18 protein-coding genes are annotated in these 16,024 nt (G+C 69.1%); 9 read left to right on the top strand and 9 right to left on the bottom strand.

Features of this window, described 5'->3' with window-relative positions:
* Positions 1–108 precede the first annotated feature (108 nt).
* The 3 genes from ABIE44_RS14560 to ABIE44_RS14570 all read right to left on the bottom strand — a co-directional run bounded on the left by ABIE44_RS14560 (position 109) and on the right by ABIE44_RS14570 (position 3,233).
* Positions 109–1,914 carry an acetyl/propionyl/methylcrotonyl-CoA carboxylase subunit alpha gene (locus ABIE44_RS14560; RefSeq protein WP_354438095.1) on the bottom strand — a complete coding sequence of 602 codons (1,806 nt, stop codon included), beginning with the start codon at positions 1,912–1,914 and terminating at the stop codon, positions 109–111.
* 92 nt (positions 1,915–2,006) lie between these two features.
* Positions 2,007–2,459 carry a hypothetical protein gene (locus ABIE44_RS14565; protein WP_209716113.1) on the bottom strand — a complete coding sequence of 151 codons (453 nt, stop codon included), beginning with the start codon at positions 2,457–2,459 and terminating at the stop codon, positions 2,007–2,009.
* 3 nt (positions 2,460–2,462) lie between these two features.
* Positions 2,463–3,233, bottom strand: coding sequence for a hypothetical protein (locus tag ABIE44_RS14570; RefSeq protein ID WP_209716110.1), 771 nt, complete (start codon positions 3,231–3,233; stop codon positions 2,463–2,465).
* Positions 3,234–3,342: 109 nt separating this feature from the next.
* On the opposite strand from ABIE44_RS14570, the gene ABIE44_RS14575 reads away from it, so the two are divergent.
* The 3 genes from ABIE44_RS14575 to ABIE44_RS14585 all read left to right on the top strand — a co-directional run bounded on the left by ABIE44_RS14575 (position 3,343) and on the right by ABIE44_RS14585 (position 6,119).
* Positions 3,343–4,536, top strand: a complete 1,194-nt coding sequence (locus ABIE44_RS14575; RefSeq protein ID WP_209716107.1) for an acyl-CoA dehydrogenase family protein — start codon at positions 3,343–3,345, stop codon at positions 4,534–4,536.
* Between the two features lie 89 nt (positions 4,537–4,625).
* Positions 4,626–5,615, top strand: a complete 990-nt coding sequence (gene rfbB / locus ABIE44_RS14580) for a dTDP-glucose 4,6-dehydratase (RefSeq protein ID WP_209716104.1) — start codon at positions 4,626–4,628, stop codon at positions 5,613–5,615.
* A 6-nt stretch (positions 5,616–5,621) separates the two neighbouring features.
* On the top strand, positions 5,622–6,119 hold the full coding sequence (locus ABIE44_RS14585; protein WP_209716101.1) for a GtrA family protein: 498 nt from the start codon (positions 5,622–5,624) through the stop codon (positions 6,117–6,119).
* 3 nt (positions 6,120–6,122) lie between these two features.
* Here ABIE44_RS14585 and rfbA read toward each other — a convergent pair whose 3' ends face one another.
* From rfbA to ABIE44_RS14605, 4 genes are read right to left on the bottom strand one after another with little or no spacing between them, the layout of a single operon-like run.
* The gene (gene rfbA / locus ABIE44_RS14590; protein WP_209716097.1) at positions 6,123–6,998 is read right to left on the bottom strand and encodes a glucose-1-phosphate thymidylyltransferase RfbA; all 876 of its coding nucleotides are present in this window, start codon (positions 6,996–6,998) and stop codon (positions 6,123–6,125) included.
* A 21-nt stretch (positions 6,999–7,019) separates the two neighbouring features.
* The gene (locus tag ABIE44_RS14595) at positions 7,020–7,631 is read right to left on the bottom strand and encodes a Maf family protein (RefSeq protein WP_209716094.1); all 612 of its coding nucleotides are present in this window, start codon (positions 7,629–7,631) and stop codon (positions 7,020–7,022) included.
* Positions 7,632–7,651: 20 nt separating this feature from the next.
* Positions 7,652–7,951 (bottom strand): acyl-CoA carboxylase subunit epsilon, encoded by a 300-nt coding sequence (locus ABIE44_RS14600; RefSeq protein WP_502912741.1) that lies wholly within the window; start codon positions 7,949–7,951, stop codon positions 7,652–7,654.
* The gene (locus tag ABIE44_RS14605; protein WP_209716088.1) at positions 7,948–9,567 is read right to left on the bottom strand and encodes an acyl-CoA carboxylase subunit beta; all 1,620 of its coding nucleotides are present in this window, start codon (positions 9,565–9,567) and stop codon (positions 7,948–7,950) included. Before ABIE44_RS14605 ends, ABIE44_RS14600 begins: the two co-directional genes overlap by 4 nt.
* 212 nt (positions 9,568–9,779) lie before the next feature.
* On the opposite strand from ABIE44_RS14605, the gene ABIE44_RS14610 reads away from it, so the two are divergent.
* From ABIE44_RS14610 to ABIE44_RS14620, 3 genes are read left to right on the top strand one after another with little or no spacing between them, the layout of a single operon-like run.
* Positions 9,780–10,565, top strand: coding sequence for a biotin--[acetyl-CoA-carboxylase] ligase (locus ABIE44_RS14610; RefSeq protein WP_209716085.1), 786 nt, complete (start codon positions 9,780–9,782; stop codon positions 10,563–10,565).
* A 12-nt stretch (positions 10,566–10,577) separates the two neighbouring features.
* Positions 10,578–11,078: a PH domain-containing protein gene (locus ABIE44_RS14615; protein ID WP_209716082.1), complete on the top strand. Its 501-nt coding sequence runs from the start codon at positions 10,578–10,580 to the stop codon at positions 11,076–11,078.
* A complete protein-coding gene (locus ABIE44_RS14620) occupies positions 11,065–12,075 on the top strand; it encodes an adenylate/guanylate cyclase domain-containing protein (protein ID WP_209716079.1) in 1,011 nt (336 codons plus the stop codon). Before ABIE44_RS14615 ends, ABIE44_RS14620 begins: the two co-directional genes overlap by 14 nt.
* Positions 12,076–12,197: 122 nt before the next feature.
* On the opposite strand, the gene ABIE44_RS14625 is transcribed toward ABIE44_RS14620, so the two are convergent.
* On the bottom strand, positions 12,198–12,764 hold the full coding sequence (locus ABIE44_RS14625; RefSeq protein WP_209716077.1) for a mismatch-specific DNA-glycosylase: 567 nt from the start codon (positions 12,762–12,764) through the stop codon (positions 12,198–12,200).
* A 27-nt stretch (positions 12,765–12,791) separates the two neighbouring features.
* Between ABIE44_RS14625 and ABIE44_RS14630 the strand changes: the two genes are divergently transcribed.
* The 3 genes from ABIE44_RS14630 (at position 12,792) to ABIE44_RS14640 (ending at position 15,584) form a co-directional block, all read left to right on the top strand.
* Complete coding sequence (locus ABIE44_RS14630) at positions 12,792–13,979, top strand: 5-(carboxyamino)imidazole ribonucleotide synthase (protein ID WP_354438096.1); 1,188 nt, start codon at positions 12,792–12,794, stop codon at positions 13,977–13,979.
* Complete coding sequence (gene purE / locus ABIE44_RS14635) at positions 13,976–14,503, top strand: 5-(carboxyamino)imidazole ribonucleotide mutase (RefSeq protein ID WP_209716073.1); 528 nt, start codon at positions 13,976–13,978, stop codon at positions 14,501–14,503. Before ABIE44_RS14630 ends, purE begins: the two co-directional genes overlap by 4 nt.
* Positions 14,504–14,594: 91 nt before the next feature.
* A complete protein-coding gene (locus ABIE44_RS14640) occupies positions 14,595–15,584 on the top strand; it encodes a nitroreductase family protein (protein ID WP_209716069.1) in 990 nt (329 codons plus the stop codon).
* A 15-nt stretch (positions 15,585–15,599) separates the two neighbouring features.
* On the opposite strand, the gene ABIE44_RS14645 is transcribed toward ABIE44_RS14640, so the two are convergent.
* The gene (locus tag ABIE44_RS14645) at positions 15,600–16,010 is read right to left on the bottom strand and encodes a CoA-binding protein (RefSeq protein ID WP_209716065.1); all 411 of its coding nucleotides are present in this window, start codon (positions 16,008–16,010) and stop codon (positions 15,600–15,602) included.
* Positions 16,011–16,024 lie beyond the last annotated feature (14 nt).

Below are 16,024 nucleotides of genomic sequence, written 5' to 3' on the forward strand. Positions count from 1 at the left end.
GGCAGAGATGTGCAGATGTTGGTGCACATTCCTGCCGGGTCAGCGCACTTACGTGCACATTCCTGCCGGGTCAGCGCACATTACGTGCACATTCCTGCCGGGTCGGGGCTACTCGGCGTCCTTGATCTCGCAGAGCACCTCGCCGTTGCCGACGGTCGCGCCGACCTCGGCGGTCAGGCCGGTGATCGTGCCGGCCTTGTGCGCCTTGAGGGGCTGCTCCATCTTCATGGCCTCGAGCACGACGACGACGTCACCCTCGGCGACAGTGGCGCCGTCCTCGACGGCGACCTTCACGATGGTGCCCTGCATCGGGCTGGTCACCGAGTCGCCCGACGCCGCAGCGCCGGCCTTCTTGCCGCCTGCGCGCTTCGGCTTCTTCGCGCCGCCACCGGCGGGTGCGGAGCCGATGCCGCCGAGACCGGCAGGCAGGACGACCTCGAGACGGCGACCGCCGACCTCGACGGTGACCTTCTGGCGCTCGCCAGCCTCCCCACCATCGCCAGCCTCGCCGCCCTTGTTCACGTAGGGAACGATCTTGTTGTCGAAGTCCGTCTCGATCCACGTCGTGTAGACGTCGAAGGAGCCCTCGCCCGACGGGTTGGACGCGGCCACCCAGGCCGGGTCGCGGGTGATGACCTCGTGGAAGGTGATCGCGGTCGGCATGCCGTCGACGACGAACTCGCTCAGCGCGCGGCGCGAGCGCTCGATCGCCTGGGTGCGGTCCTTTCCGGACACGATCAGCTTGGCGACCAGGGAGTCGAACGCGCCCGGAACGGTCTCGCCGACCTCGTAGCCACCGTCGAGACGCACGCCCGGGCCGGACGGCGGGTTCCACGCGGTCAGGGTGCCGGGGGCGGGCATGAAGTTGTTGCCACCGTCCTCGGCGTTGATCCGGTACTCGATCGAGTGCCCGATGATGGCCGGGTCGTCGTAACCGAGCTCCTCGCCCGCGGCGATGCGGAACATCTCGCGGACCAGGTCGATCCCGGTGACCTCCTCGGAGACGCAGTGCTCCACCTGGAGCCGGGTGTTGACCTCGAGGAAGGAGATGGTGCCGTCGGCGGCCACGAGGAACTCGCAGGTCCCGGCCCCGACGTACTTCGCCTCGCGCAGGATCGCCTTGGAGGACTCGTACAGCCGGGCGACCTGGTCGTCGGTCAGGAACGGCGCGGGGGCCTCCTCGACCAGCTTCTGGTGGCGGCGCTGCAGCGAGCAGTCGCGCGTGGAGACGACCACGACGTTGCCGTGCTGGTCGGCGAGGCACTGGGTCTCGACGTGGCGCGGCTTGTCGAGGAACTTCTCGACCAGGCACTCGCCACGGCCGAAGGCGCTGACCGCCTCGCGGTACGCCGACTCGTACAGCTCGGGGATCTCCTCGAGCGTGCGGGCGACCTTGAGGCCGCGACCGCCGCCACCGAAGACCGCCTTGATGGCGACCGGGAGACCGTGCTCCTTGGCGAACTCGACGATCTCGTCGGCGTCCTTGACGGCGTCCTTGAGGCCCGGCGCGAGCGGCGCGCCCGCGGCCAGAGCGATCTGCTTGGCCTTGGCCTTGTCGCCGAGGCCCTCGATCGCGGCAGGGGACGGGCCGATCCAGATCAGGCCGGCGTCGAGGACGGCCTGGGCGAACTCGGCGTTCTCGGCGAGGAAGCCGTAGCCGGGGTGCACCGAGTCGGCTCCCGACTCCTTGGCCGCCGCGATGATCTTGTCGATGACCAGGTAGGAGTCACCGGGCGTGGACCCGTTCAGCGAGTACGCCTCGTCGGCCAGGCGCACGAACAGCGCGTCCCGGTCGGGCTCGGCGTACACGGCGACGCTGCCGATCCCGGCGTCCTTGCACGCGCGGATCACGCGTACGGCGATCTCGCCTCGGTTGGCGATGAGGACCTTCTGCAACGGACGGATCTCGGGCACGCTCAACTCCTGAAGTCTGGTCGAATCCTCCGGGAGTCTATTGGTCTCCGGGAGCGGGTCGTGCTGGGGTCTCAGTTACCGGGAGGTACTGCTCAGCTGCCGGGTTTGTAGACCATCAGGAAGACGATCCCGGCGAAGATCAGCCCGACGATCCCGCCGGACGCGGCGACCTTGCCGATCGCGGCGTCGACGGCCTCGCCGGCCGTGATCTTCGCCGTCGCCGCCTCGAGCGCGGGGGCGATCACGACGAGGGCGAGACCGACCGCGACGAACCAGAGCAGGACCGAGATCCAGATGTACGGGTCACTGAACGACGCCACGTTCTCGTCGGGGTTCCAGGGCGCCTTCGACGACATCACGCCGAAGCCGAACACCACCACGACCACGGAGACGTAGGAGTACAGCGTCACCGTCCGTGCCGCCGAGGCGGTCGCGCCGGCGTCGGCGGTGCGCAGGCCGCGCGAGGCGGTGGTGGCTGCGTGGACCAGCGGCCCGATCGCGAAGATGGCGGTGAGCAGGTGCAGCGCGAAGAGGATCTTGAACACGACTCAGGCTCCTGCCGCTGCGCCGACGAGGTCCCGGGCGTCGGGGATGTCGAGGTCCAGGGGCGTCAGGTCGGGCGCGGACTTGCCGTCGACGATCGGAGCGAGCCGGTCGTAGGCCCGCTGCACCAGGTCGTCAGCGTCCTCGAGGTCGGTGACCGCGTTGACGTAGCCGACCAGGGCCACGTCGTTGCCGATCTGGATCGCGGTGAAGCGGACACTGAAGGGGAACTCGAACCCGTCTCCGGACGCCGTGCCGGTGGCGTTCAGGTTGACCTGGCCGGTCGCACCGTCGTCGGTCTTGTCCTGGTCGGAGCTGACGTCGAGCCGGATCCGGAAGCCGTCGCCGTCGGTCTCGTCGATGGCCTTGCAGTCCTCCACGGTGTCGGAGAACTTGGTCAGCACCTCGGCGGCGTCCTTCGTGGACTTGAAGGTGCCGACGGTGCTGTACACACCCGGCAGGCCGAGGTCGCTGTCTGCCTCGAACGAGGACTCCTCGTCCCGTTCGGGTTCGATCGAGTCGTCGTCGCCGAGCTCGTCGAGGCCGTTCAGGCAGCCCAGGTTGGTGTCGTCGTCATCGTCGTCGTCATCGTCCTTCTCCACCTTGAAGCCGTCGCCGAGGTCGTCGAGGGTCACCAGGGCGTCGGACAGCTCGGACTTGCTGAGCAGCGCTGATCCGCCCTTCGAGCCGCCGTCGGAGGAGTCGTCGCTACCGCAGCCGGTCAGGGTGGCGACCGCCACCAGCGTCGTGGTGGCCAGGAGGATGGAGGTACGCATGCGCGTCACTCTAGGGGACCGGGTCCGCCCGGGTCGTCACGTGCACACGTCGGCGCCGACAACAACGTCAGGGTTAACAACCGTTAACCTTGGGTCTAGGATGCTGCCCATGAGCTTTGAGCTGAGCCCCGAACTCGAGCAGTTCCGTCGTACCGTCCGTGACTTCGCCGAGAAGGAGGTCGCCCCGCACGCAGCGCAGTGGGACCGCGACCACTACTTCCCGGTCGAGGTCGTCGCCAAGATGGGCGAGCTCGGGCTGTTCGGCCTGACCGCGCCCGAGGAGTTCGGCGGCGCCGGGCTGACCGGCGAGGACGGCGGCTTCACCAGCCTGTGCCTCGCGATCGAGGAGCTCGGACGGGTCGACCAGTCGATCGGCATCACCCTGGAGGCCGCTGTCGGTCTCGGCATCAACCCGATCCTCACCTTCGGCACCGACGAGCAGAAGCAGCAGTGGCTCCCCGACCTGGTGGCCGGCCGCACGCTCGCCGGTTTCGGCCTCACCGAGCCGGGGGCAGGCTCGGACGCCGGCGCCACCAAGACCCGGGCCGAGCTCAGGGGCGACGAGTGGGTCATCAACGGGTCCAAGCAGTTCATCACCAACTCGGGCTCCAGCCTGACCTCGGTGGTCGCGGTCACCGCGCGCACCGGCACCGTGACCGACGCGAAGGGCACGGAGAGGGCGGAGATCTCTGCCCTGCTCGTCCCGGCCGGCACGCCCGGGTTCACCGCCGAGAAGGCCTACGACAAGCTCGGCTGGCACGCCTCGGACACCCACCCGCTCTCGTTCGAGGACGTGCACGTCCCCGCTGCGAACCTGCTCGGTGACCGTGGGCGCGGGTACGCCCAGTTCCTCGCCACGCTGGACGACGGGCGGGTCGCCATCGCCGCGCTCGCGGTCGGCCTCCTGCAGGGTTGCCTCGACGAGTGCGTCCGGTACGCCGGCGAGCGCACCACCTTCGGCGTACCGATCGGGCGCAAGCAGGGCGTGGCGTTCCAGATCGCCGACCTGCAGGTGATGCTCGAGGCGAGCCGGCTGCTCACCTACAAGGCCGCAGCCATGAAGGATGCCGGCGTCGAGGGCCCCGCCTTCAAGCACGCGGCCTCGATCGCCAAGCTCTACGCGACCGAGTCGGCCGTCACGGGCACCCGGATCGCCACCCAGGTCTTCGGCGGTTACGGCTTCATGGAGGAGTACCCGGTGGCGCGCTTCTACCGGGACGCCAAGATCCTGGAGATCGGTGAGGGCACCTCGGAGGTCCAGCGGATGCTGATCGCCCGTGGTCTCGGCCTCCCGGTCGAGTAGGACCGGATAGCAGGGTCCTCCAAAAGAACGGCGCGGTGCCGGATAGAGTCGCTTCCTGTGGGACACACCGACCAGATGGAGCGCGCTCGATGAAGTTGTTGGTCACGGGTGGTGCCGGATTCATCGGCAGCCACTACGTCCGTTCGGTTCTCACCGGCGCCTGGGGCGACGTGGAGCCGGAGCTGGTGATCATGCTCGACGCGTTCACGTACGCCGGCAACCACGCGAACCTCGCCCCGGTCGCCGACGACCCGCGGCTCCGGATCGTCGAGGGGGACATCCTCGACCGTGACCTGGTCGACAAGCTGATCGGCGAGGTCGACGCAGTCGTGCACTTCGCGGCGGAGAGCCACGTCGACCGCTCGATCATGGGCGCCCGCGACTTCGTGATGACGAATGTCGTCGGTACCCAGACGTTGCTGGACGCGGCGCTCACCCTCGGTGTGGAAAAGTTCGTGCACGTCTCGACCGACGAGGTCTACGGCTCGATCGACGAGGGCAGCTGGGACGAGGACGAGCCGCTGCTGCCGAACTCGCCGTACTCGGCCTCGAAGGCGTCCAGTGACCTCCTCGCCCGGGCGTACCACCGCACCCACGGGTTGCCCGTCTGCATCACCCGCTGCTCCAACAACTACGGCCCGTACCAGTACCCCGAGAAGGTCATTCCGCTGTTCGTCAGCAACCTCATCGACGGCGCTCGGGTGCCCCTCTACGGCGAGGGCACCAACGTGCGCGACTGGCTCCACGTCGACGACCACTGCCGCGGGATCCACCTGGTGCTGACCCGAGGTCGAGTCGGCGAGATCTACAACATCGGGGGCGGCACCGAGCTGACCAACAAGGAGCTCACCGGCCTGCTCCTCGAGGCCACCGGAACCGACTGGGACCGGGTCGAGCGGGTCGCCGACCGCAAGGGTCACGACCTCCGCTACTCCGTCGACATCTCCAAGATCACCGCGGAGCTCGGCTACACCCCGCAGGTGCCGTTCGAGCAGGGCCTGGCCGACACGGTCCAGTGGTACCGCGACAACCGCTCGTGGTGGGAGCCCCTGAAGTCGCGCAGCTCGGCTGAGGGCTGATCACGGGTGGGTCGACGTCTGCGCCGCATTTCCGGGGAGGTAGCACGCTTCTCTGCGGTCAACGTCGTCGCCACCATCATCGCGCTGATCATCTTCAACCTGCTGGTCCACGGGGTGAAGGGCTGGTTCGGCGGTCCGGGGCACGACCGGCCGCTGACGTCGTACCTGATCGCCAACAGCGTCGGTATGTTCGTCAGCTACTACGGCAGCCGCTACTACGCCTTCCGGCACCGGCACGCGGCGGGGCCTGGTGGCGGACTGCTGATCTACGTCGTCATCAACCTCACGTCCTTCGTGATCCCGATCAGCTGTCTGTGGATCTCGCGCAACGTGTTCGAGGTGTCCTCGATCTACGCCGACAACATCGCCGGCAACGTCGTCGGGGCGATCCTCGGCAACATCTTCCGGTTCTACTTCTTCCGGAAGTTCGTCTTCACCAAGCAACCGACCACGTTCTTCGGCAAGCCCGCGGGTGAGCACGCGCAGGCTCAGGTCGAGGGCTGAACCTCAGCGGTAGTCGTCGGACTCGAGCAGTCGCAGCAGGTACTTGCCGTAGCCGGACTTCTCGAGCTTCTCGCCACGCACCCGCAGTTCGTCGTCGGTCAGGAAGCCCTGGCGCCAGGCGACCTCCTCGGGCGCGCAGACCTTGAGGCCCTGCCGGTTCTCGATCGTCCGGATGAAGTTGCTGGCGTCGTTGAGGGTGTCGAACGTGCCGGTGTCGAGCCAGGCGGTACCGCGCGGCAGCACCTCGACCCGCAGGCGGCCCTGCTCGAGGTAGACCCGGTTGACGTCGGTGATCTCGTACTCGCCGCGGTCCGAGGGCTTGAGGCCCTTGGCGATCTCGACCACGTCGTTGTCGTAGAAGTACAGGCCGGGGACGGCGTAGTGGCTCTTCGGGTCGGCGGGCTTCTCCTCCAGGGAGATCGCCCTGCGGTCGGCGTCGAACTCGACCACGCCGTACGCCGACGGGTCGGCGACCCAGTAGGCGAACACGGTCGCACCCTCGACGTCCTGGACCCGGTTGAAGTCCCGACCGAAGGACGGGCCGTGGAACAGGTTGTCACCCAGGGCGAGCGCACAGGTGTCGTCGCCGATGAACTCCTCGCCGATGGTGAACGCCTGCGCGAGGCCCTCCGGCTTGGGCTGCTGGGCGTAGGTCAGGTTGATGCCGAAGTTGCTGCCGTCGCCGAGCAGCTCCTCGAAGCGGGCCGCCTCCTGGGGGCTGGTGATGATCAGGATGTCGTTGATCCCGGCCATCATCAGGGTCGACAGCGGGTAGTAGATCATCGGCTTGTCGTAGACGGGGACGAGCTGCTTGCTGGTCACCAGGGTGAGCGGGTGGAGCCGAGAACCGGTACCTCCGGCAAGGATGATTCCGCGCATGGCGTCAGTCTGCCGTGTTACTCAGGTGACGGAGGCGTTAGTCCAGAACTCGTGCCAGACGAAGCCCAGCTCGTCGAACATCAGACGCAGCAACGGGACCGAGATGCCGACCACGTTGTGCGGATCGCCCGTGATCCCGGACACGTACGCGGCTCCCCGACCATCGAGCGTGAAGGCCCCGGCGACGTGCAGCGGCTCCCCGCTGGCGACGTACGCCTCGATCTCCTCGTCGTCGATGTTGGCGAAACGCACCTGGGTCGCGGCCGACCGGGCCAACCAGACCTCGCGGTGCGTGTCGATGAGGCAGTGCCCGGTGTGCAGCACACCGGAGTTGCCACGCATCCGCCGCCAGCGGTCCACGGCGTCGGCAGCGTCGGCCGGCTTGCCGAGGATCTCGCCCTCGAACTCGAGCACGGAGTCGCAGCCGATGACCAGGGCGCGGGGCTGGTCCGCGGCGACCGCGATGGCCTTGAGCTGCGCGAGCTTGAGCGCGTACTCGGCCGGGTCGCTGAGCTCGACGATGTCCTCGTCGACCCCGCTCACGATGACCTCGGGGTCCAGGCCGACAGCGCGCAGCGTCGCGAGCCGGGCGGGGGAGGCGGAGGCGAGGATCAGGCGGGTCGGTGCAGGCACGGGTGGAGCCTACGGCGTGTTCAGCGCGGAAGGCCGCTGGCGCGCCAGCCGCCCGGGCCGTGCGGGTGCTGCGGGCGCAGGCGGGCGTGGTTCGAGGACCAGGCGGGGGTGGGCTTCTTGGTGGGGGCGGCTTCTCCGCCACCCATCGCGGAGAACACCGCGACGATGGCGGCGATCTGCTCAGGGGTGGCGTTGGCGTCCACGATGCGGAGAGTGGGTGGGGTCGCCGACACGTCGCTTGCTGACGCCTCCGCTGGCGCTCCGGCATCACCAACCGACGGGTCGGCTCCGCTCCCGCTGTTCCCTCCTACGTCGGTCACAGCGGGATGTTCCCGTGCTTCTTGGCCGGGAGCGTCTCGCGCTTGGACTCCAGCAGGCGCAACGCCCGGACGATCTCCTTGCGGGACTCGTGCGGCGCGATCACCGCGTCGACGTAACCGCGCTCGGCAGCGATGTACGGGTTGGCCAGCGTCTCCTCGTACTCGTCGATCAGCTGGGCACGCTTGGCCTCGACGTCGCCGCCCTCGGCCTCGACGGCCGCCAGGGTCTTGCGGTGGATGATGTTCGCCGCACCGGAGGCGCCCATCACGGCGATCTGCGAGGTCGGCCAGGCGAGGTTGATGTCGGCGCCGAGGTGCTTGGACCCCATCACGTCGTAGGCGCCGCCGTAGGCCTTGCGGGTGATCAGCGTGACCAGCGGGACCGTCGCCTCGGCGTACGCGTAGATCAGCTTGGCGCCGCGGCGGATGATGCCGTTCCACTCCTGGTCGGTGCCTGGCAGGAAGCCGGGGACGTCGACCAGGGTGAGGACGGGGATGTTGAACGCGTCGCAGGTCCGGATGAACCGGGCGGCCTTCTCGGAGGCGTCGATGTCCAGCGTGCCGGCGAACTGCATCGGCTGGTTGGCCACGACGCCGACCGACTTGCCCTCGACCCGGCCGTACCCGATCAGGATGTTCGGGGCGAACAGCGGGCTGACCTCGAGGAACTCCTGGTCGTCGAGCAGGGCCTCGATGACCTCGTGCATGTCGTAGGGCTGGTTCGGGGAGTCCGGGATGATCGTGTCGAGCGACAGGTCCAGGTCGGTGAACTCCAGGTCGGCGACCTCGTCGTACGAGGGCGCCGGGTCCAGGTTGTTCTGCGGGAGGAAGCTCAGCAGCGCCTTGGTGTACTCGATGGCGTCGTCCTCGTCGGAGGCCATGTAGTGCGCGTTGCCCGACTTGGTGTTGTGCGTGCGCGCACCGCCGAGGTCCTCCATCGTGACGTCCTCGCCGGTGACGGTCTTGATGACGTCGGGACCGGTGATGAACATGTTCGACGTGCCGTCGACCATGATCGTGAAGTCGGTGACGGCGGGGGAGTACACGTGGCCGCCGGCGCAGGAGCCCATGATCAGGCTGATCTGCGGGATGACGCCCGAGGCGTGCACGTTCCGGCGGAAGATCTCGCCGTACAGGCCGAGCGAGACGACGCCCTCCTGGATGCGCGCGCCGGCGCCCTCGTTGATGCCGACGATCGGGCACCCGGTCTTGATCGCGAGATCCATGACCTTGGTGATCTTCTCGCCGTACACCTCGCCGAGGGAGCCGCCGAAGATCGTGAAGTCCTGGGAGAACACGCAGACCTGACGGCCGTCGACCGTGCCGTAGCCGGTGATGACGCCGTCGCCGTACGGGCGGTTCTTCTCCAGGCCGAACGCGACCGAGCGGTGCCGGGCGAGCTCGTCGAGCTCGACGAAGGAGCCCTCGTCGAAGAGCTGCTCGATGCGCTCCCGGGCGGTCTTCTTGCCCTTGGCGTGCTGCTTCTCCACGGCCTTCTCGGACGCGGCGTGCACGGCCTCGTCGATCCGTCGTTCCAGGTCCGCGAGCTTGCCTGCGGTGGTGTGGATGTCGATGTCCTGAGGAACTTCGGTGCCCTGGCCGGGAACTGCACTCACGCTGACGACTCCTTCTGAGAACGGGGGATCGGGGTCAATCTAGTGCCCCGCGGCCGGACAGGCGCGACTGCATCCGCACTCCGGGCACGTGCCTCGCTGCGTGGTCGGAACCCGAGCCGCCTCCCGTGCCCTCGCACTCCTCTCCCCAGGGCTGCGCGCGGCCGGAGCCCGGGCTGCTGACACGCCCCGCCCGGCCGCGACACACTAGGCCCATGCCGACACCCGACGCCACCTGGACCCCCCTCGAACTCGATGCGCTCGTCGACGCCGCCGGCCCGAGCTGGTCGGTCTACCTGCACCCGACCGCGACGTCGACGAACGCGTTGGCCGCCGAGAACCCCGTCCCGGGGACGATCGTCGTCGCCGACCACCAGACCGCCGGCCGCGGACGACTGACCCGGAGCTGGGACACCCCGCCCGGGACGGCACTGACCTTCTCCGCCGTCGTGGACCCGGGGCTCGCTGACCACGACTGGCCGCTGCTCCCGCTGGGGGTGGCGCTGGCCGTGGCCGACGGGGTCACCGGTGCCTCGGGGGTCCGGCTCGACCTGAAGTGGCCCAACGACCTGCTGGTCCCGGATCCGGACGGCGAGCAGCGCAAGCTGGCGGGGATCCTGCTCGAGCGGGTCACCGGAGCCGAGGGGCGACCGCTGGCCGTCATCGGGATCGGGATCAACGTCGGTCTGCAGGAGGCGGAGCTGCCGGTCCCGACCGCCACGTCGTTGGCCATCGCCGGGTCCTCGGTCGACCGGACCGAGGTGTTCGGGGCGGTCGCCCTGGCGCTCCGGCTGATGCTCGGGTCGCTGCGCCGCGAGCCGCTGGCGATCCTGGAGCGGTACCGGACCGAGTGCGACACGATCGGGCGGGAGGTCTCGGTCGAGCTGCCGGACGGAGGGTCGTTCACCGGCACCGCGACCGGTTTGGACCGGAACGGGCGGCTTCTCGTGGGGGACCAGGCGATTAGTGCCGGAGACGTCCTCCACGTCCGCCCCACGTGACATGATTCGCCCGTGGTCAAAAACACCCTGAATCCCGGCGAGAGCATCGTCTTCTCGACCCGGACCCATGTGAAGGCGCTGTTCCTCCCGGCGTTCATCCTGATCGTCGTCGCAGGCGCTGCCGGCTACCTGGCCAGCCTGCCGTCCAGCGAGAACGACAACCGGAAGGCGATCTGGATCGCGATCGCAGTCGTCGCGGCGGCGCTCATCGTGTGGTTCTGCCTGCGGCCGTTCCTGACCTGGCTGACCGCGACCTACACCGTCACGAACCGACGGCTGACCACCCACCAGGGCGTGATCACCCGCACCGGTCACGACATCCAGCTCACCCGGATCAGTGACGTCTCCTACGAGAAGGGTCTGGTCGACCGGCTCTTCGGGTGCGGCACCCTGGTGATCTCCGACGCCAGCGACCTGGGCGTGAAGCTGCCCGACGTCCCGAAGGTCGCCGAGCGCCAGCGGATCATCTCGGACCTGCTGTACCAGCGCGACGCCAACAATGACGGGACCTGAGCCGACCGACCAGGACGGTCCGTCGATCTCCGACCTCGAGACGGCGATCCTCGGCGAGGCACCTTCCCTGCGGGGCAGCGAGATCGCCGCCGCCTCCGGCATGTCCAACGACGAGGCGCGTCGGCTGTGGCGCGCCCTCGGCTTCCCCGACGCGGCGAACCAGACCGCGTTCAACACCGCCGACGTCGAGGCGCTCCAGCTGGTCAAGCGCACGGTCGCCGAGTCCGGCATCGACTTCGAGACCATGCTCCGGCTGACCCGCGCGATCGGGCACACGGTCGCGCGGCTCGCCGACTGGCAGATGGCCACGATCTCCACCGCGTTGGAGGAGTTCTCCGGCAACGACCTGAACACCCCCGAGGCGCTGGCCTCGGCCATGCACCTGGTCGAGACCCAGGTGCCGCACTTCGACCATCTGCTCGTCTACGCCTGGCGCCGTCACCTCGCCGCCGCCGTGGGCCGGATCGAGATGCTCGGCTCGAACGACGAGGACCTGCACGTCGCCCAGGCGACCGTCGGGTTCGCCGACCTGGTCTCGTTCACCGCGCTGAGCAACGAGCTCGACGAGCACCAGATCGGCGAGCTGGTCGAGGTCTTCGAGACCCGGTGCAGCGACATCATCGCCGACCACAACGGCCGGGTGATCAAGACGCTGGGCGACTCGGTGCTGTTCCTCGAGAACGACCCCGTGCAGGCCATCGACATCGCCCTGGACATCATCGCGGTGATCGGCGGCGACGAGCGGTTGCCCGACGTCCGACTCGGTCTGGCGACCGGACCCGTCGTGCTGCGCATGGGCGACGTCTACGGCCCGCCGGTCAACCTCGCCGCCCGGTTCACCGCGGTCGCGCGCCGCAACCGGGTGATCATCGACGACCGCACGGCCGAGCTGCTGCCGCCGACGGACTTCGAGACCCGTCCGCTGCCGGCCAGGCCGATCCGCGGGTTCGGGGACATCGAGCCGGTGACGGTGCGCAGGACCCGGCCGCGCCACTAGTCCTCCCGATCGTCGGGCCTGTTTCCGGTCGTCGAGGTTCCCCCGGTCGTCGAGCTTGCCGAGACGTGGTGAGCCTGGCGCCTAGGTCACCACATCTCGGCAAGCTCGACGAACGGGCCGGTTCAGAGAACTCCGGCCTCGCGCGCGGGCTCGGCGTACGCCGCGGCCAGCGACGCTGCGGTCTCGTGGGCGTTGAGGCCCGACGGGTTCGGCACCACCCAGAGCACGGCGCCGCCGAACACCCCCGGCTGCCGTCCGGGCTTCGCAGCAGGAACCTTGAACGCCGACCGGTACGCCGTGATCCCGGCGACCGCGACGACCGCCGGCTTCCGCTCGACCACGAAGGCGTGCAGCCGCTTCCCGCCCTCGCGCAGCTCGGCAGGACTCAGCTCGTCGGCGCGGGCCGTCGCCCGGCGGACCAGGTTGGTCAGTCCGAGACCGCGACCGGTGAAGTGCTCGCGGTCGGCAGCGGTCATGCCGGTCACCGGGTCGATCGGCTCGGTGATGATCCCGGCGGCGTACAGGGCGGGGTAGAAGCGGTTGGACGGGTGCGCGAAGTGGGTCTGCACCGCGGCGGTCCAGAGCCCCGGGTTGATGCCGACGAAGAGCAGCCGGAGGTCTTCGCCGTACAGGTCGGGGACCTCGGTGTCGCGGAACGCGTCCAGCTCGGCACGGGTGAAGGCAACCACGGGTGCCAGCCTAGATAGTCTTCGCCTGTGCCTGCCCCCTCGACCCCGCTGAGCCTCGCCCCCAAGATCGCCGTCATCGGCGGCGGCCAGCTGGCCCGGATGATGGCCGAGCCCGCCGCGGCGCTCGGTCTTCCGCTGCGTCTGCTCGCCGAGGCCGAGGGCGTCTCCGCGGCCCAGGTGATCCCCGACCACGAGGTCGGCGACCACACCTCGCTGGCGGACCTGCGTCGGATCACCGCGGGCTGCGCCGCGGTCACCTTCGACCACGAGCACGTGCCCAACGACCACCTGCGCGCGCTCGCCGCCGACGGCATCGCCGTCCACCCCGGGCCCGACGCCCTGGTGCACGCCCAGGACAAGGGCGTCATGCGCGAGGTGCTCGGCCGCCTGGGCATCCCGTGCCCGCGCAACGCAATCGTCACCGACGCTGCCGGCGTGGCGGAGTTCGGTTTTCCGTGCGTCATCAAGACCACCCGCGGCGGGTACGACGGCAAGGGCGTCTGGTTCGTGAAGACGGAGGCCGACTGCGCCGACGCCTTCGAGACCGCCGCTCGCGCCGGCGTCGAGATCCTCGCCGAGGAGCTGGTCGACTTCCGTCGGGAGCTGTCGGCCCTGGTGGCGCGCTCACCCTCGGGGCAGGTTGCCGCCTGGCCCGTGGTGGCCTCCGAGCAGCGCGACGGGATCTGTCGCGAGGTGATCGCGCCCGCGCCGGACCTGTCCGCCGAGCTGTCTACGCAGGCCCAGCAGATCGCGATGACGATCGCCGGGGAGCTCGACGTCACCGGGGTGCTTGCCGTCGAGCTGTTCGAGACCAACGACGGCCGGATCCTCGTCAACGAGCTGGCGATGCGTCCGCACAACACCGGGCACTGGACCCAGGACGGCTCGGTGACCTCGCAGTTCGAGAACCACCTGCGGGCCGTCCTCGACCTGCCGCTGGGAGCCCCCGACGCGCGCGCCCGCTGGACGGTGATGGTGAACATCCTGGGTGGCCCTGGTGACAGCACGGCCTCCGTCGCCCGCCTGTACGACGGCTACCCGCACGCGATGGCCCGGGACCCGTTCCTGCGGGTCCACCTGTACGGCAAGGAGCTGCGGCCCGGCCGCAAGGTCGGCCACGTCAACGCGTACGGCGACGACCTCGAGGACTGCTTGGAGCGAGCACGCCATGCGGCAGCATGGTTCGCAGGTGAACTAGGAGAAGAGAGCGAATGAGCGACGCAGCGCCCCGGGTGGGCATCGTGATGGGCTCGGACTCCGACTGGCCGGTGATGAAGGCCGCGGGGGAGGCCCTCGCCGAGTTCGGCATCTCCTACGAGGCCGACGTCGTCTCGGCGCACCGGATGCCCGAGGAGATGATCGCCTACGGCCGTGATGCCGCCGGGCGTGGGATCGAGGTGATCATCGCCGGTGCCGGGGGTGCTGCTCACCTGCCCGGAATGCTCGCCTCGGTGACGCCGCTGCCGGTGATCGGCGTCCCGGTCCCGCTGAAGTACCTCGACGGGATGGACTCGCTGCTCTCGATCGTGCAGATGCCGGCCGGCGTCCCGGTCGCCACGGTGGCGGTCGGCAACGCCCGCAACGCCGGTCTGCTCGCCGTACGGATCCTCGCCTCGGGCGACCCGGAGCTGCAGCAGAAGATGGTCGAGTTCCAGGCCGATCTGAAGGCCTCGGCGCACGAGAAGGGCAAGGTCGTGCGCGACCAGTCCGGCTCGACGCCGCGCAAGCTGGGGTTCTGACCGCGATTTCGGACAAACTTCGCGCCTTCGGTGTGCGAAGGTTGCTGCTTACCTGTCCGTGCGGGAACAGGTCGACACGACGGGGTGTGCAGTGGCCAACTGGTTCAAGCGTGGTGCAGGCAAGGACGTTGCAGCGAAGGCTGAGAAGCCGGAGCTGACGAGTCGCGAGCGCGTGCTTCGCGAGTACCGGCTCGACGCCGAGCGGTTCATGAAGTACTCCATCCCCGCCGAGGAGGGCGAGGGCCCGCGCAGCGTCGAGGGGTACCAGGCCCTGCAGGGGATGAACCTCGACGCGACCACGATCCGGCACGCGCACAAGGTCGAGAAGGGACTCGCTCTCCCGGCCCCGAAGCGTCCCTTCGGGCGGTCGCTGCCGAACCGGGCGCTGTCGGCGGTGCTCGGTCGTGACGACCTTCCTGACGAGGCGTTCTACCTCGAGGAGGCGCGGATCGCGCTGGCCTCGTTGCAGCAGTGGAACGACGGCGGCGACCTGGCCGACGTCTCCGCGCCGCGGGGCGACTCGCTGCCGACGAACCCGCTCGACGCCGAGACCCTGGCGCACTTCCTGACCTCCCGGCACAGCGTCCGCAACTTCGAGCCCCGCACGATGGACCGGGAACTGGTCACCGAGGCCGTCCGGCTGGCGGCGTACGCCCCGTCGGTCTGCAACCGACAGGCGTGGCGGATCTACTACTTCGACGACCCGACCGAGATCGCGACCGTGCTCGCGCTGCACAGCGGCTCGGCCGGCTTCGCCGACAACGTCCCCGGCCTGTTCCTGATCACCTACGACATCGGTTCGTTCGAGCGCAGCATGGAGCGCAACCAGGGCTGGATCGACGGCGGTCTCTACTCGATGAACCTGATGCTCGCGCTGCACGGGCTCGGGTTCGGCTCGGTGCCGCTCAACTGGTCGCGCAAGAACTGGGCGTCGAAGAAGATGCGGGCGCTCGTCGGGATCCCTGAGAACGAGAACATCGTCATGCTCATCGGCGCGGGTCACCCTGCCGAGGGCTACCGGGTCGCGCGCTCAGCGCGCCGACCGCTCGAGCAGATCCTCAAGTTCGGGCTGCAGAAGTAAGCCCGGACGCCGCACCTACCGCCGGGCCCACTCGATCTTCGGGCAGGTGTCCATGACCATCTTGACCCCAGCGGCGCGGGTGCGCTCGAATGCGTCCTCGTCGATCACGCCGAGCTGGAACCAGACCCCGCCGGCACCCACGGCCACCGCCTCGTCGGCGAACTGGCCGGCCGACTCCGAGCGGCGGAACACGTCGACCACGTCGATCGGGAACGGCACGTCGGCCAGCGTCGCGTAGCCCTGCTCGCCGAGGACGGTCGGAGCGTCCGGGTGGATCGGCACGATCTTCTTGCCGGCCTGCTGAAGCGCGGCCGCGATGCTGTACGCCGTCTTCGTCGGGTCGCCGGAGAGTCCGACGACAGCCCACACCTCGGCGTCGTCGAGCATCCAGTCAACTGCTCCGCGGTCCTGCCAGTCGTTGGTCATGACTACTTCAACAG

It is taken from the genome of Marmoricola sp. OAE513, from assembly GCF_040546585.1.
Taxonomy (GTDB): Bacteria; Actinomycetota; Actinomycetes; order Propionibacteriales; family Nocardioidaceae; genus Marmoricola.

What these genes read in the sequence shown, in the direction of transcription:
- ABIE44_RS14570 (WP_209716110.1), bottom strand. Translation starts at nt 3,233, where the DNA reads ATGCGTACCTCCATCCTCCTGGCCACCACGACGCTGGTGGCGGTCGCC.
- ABIE44_RS14575 (WP_209716107.1), top strand. Translation starts at nt 3,343, where the DNA reads ATGAGCTTTGAGCTGAGCCCCGAACTCGAGCAGTTCCGTCGTACCGTC.
- rfbB (WP_209716104.1), top strand. Translation starts at nt 4,626, where the DNA reads ATGAAGTTGTTGGTCACGGGTGGTGCCGGATTCATCGGCAGCCACTAC.
- rfbA (WP_209716097.1), bottom strand. Translation starts at nt 6,998, where the DNA reads ATGCGCGGAATCATCCTTGCCGGAGGTACCGGTTCTCGGCTCCACCCG.
- ABIE44_RS14610 (WP_209716085.1), top strand. Translation starts at nt 9,780, where the DNA reads ATGCCGACACCCGACGCCACCTGGACCCCCCTCGAACTCGATGCGCTC.
- ABIE44_RS14620 (WP_209716079.1), top strand. Translation starts at nt 11,065, where the DNA reads ATGACGGGACCTGAGCCGACCGACCAGGACGGTCCGTCGATCTCCGAC.
- purE (WP_209716073.1), top strand. Translation starts at nt 13,976, where the DNA reads ATGAGCGACGCAGCGCCCCGGGTGGGCATCGTGATGGGCTCGGACTCC.
- ABIE44_RS14645 (WP_209716065.1), bottom strand. Translation starts at nt 16,010, where the DNA reads ATGACCAACGACTGGCAGGACCGCGGAGCAGTTGACTGGATGCTCGAC.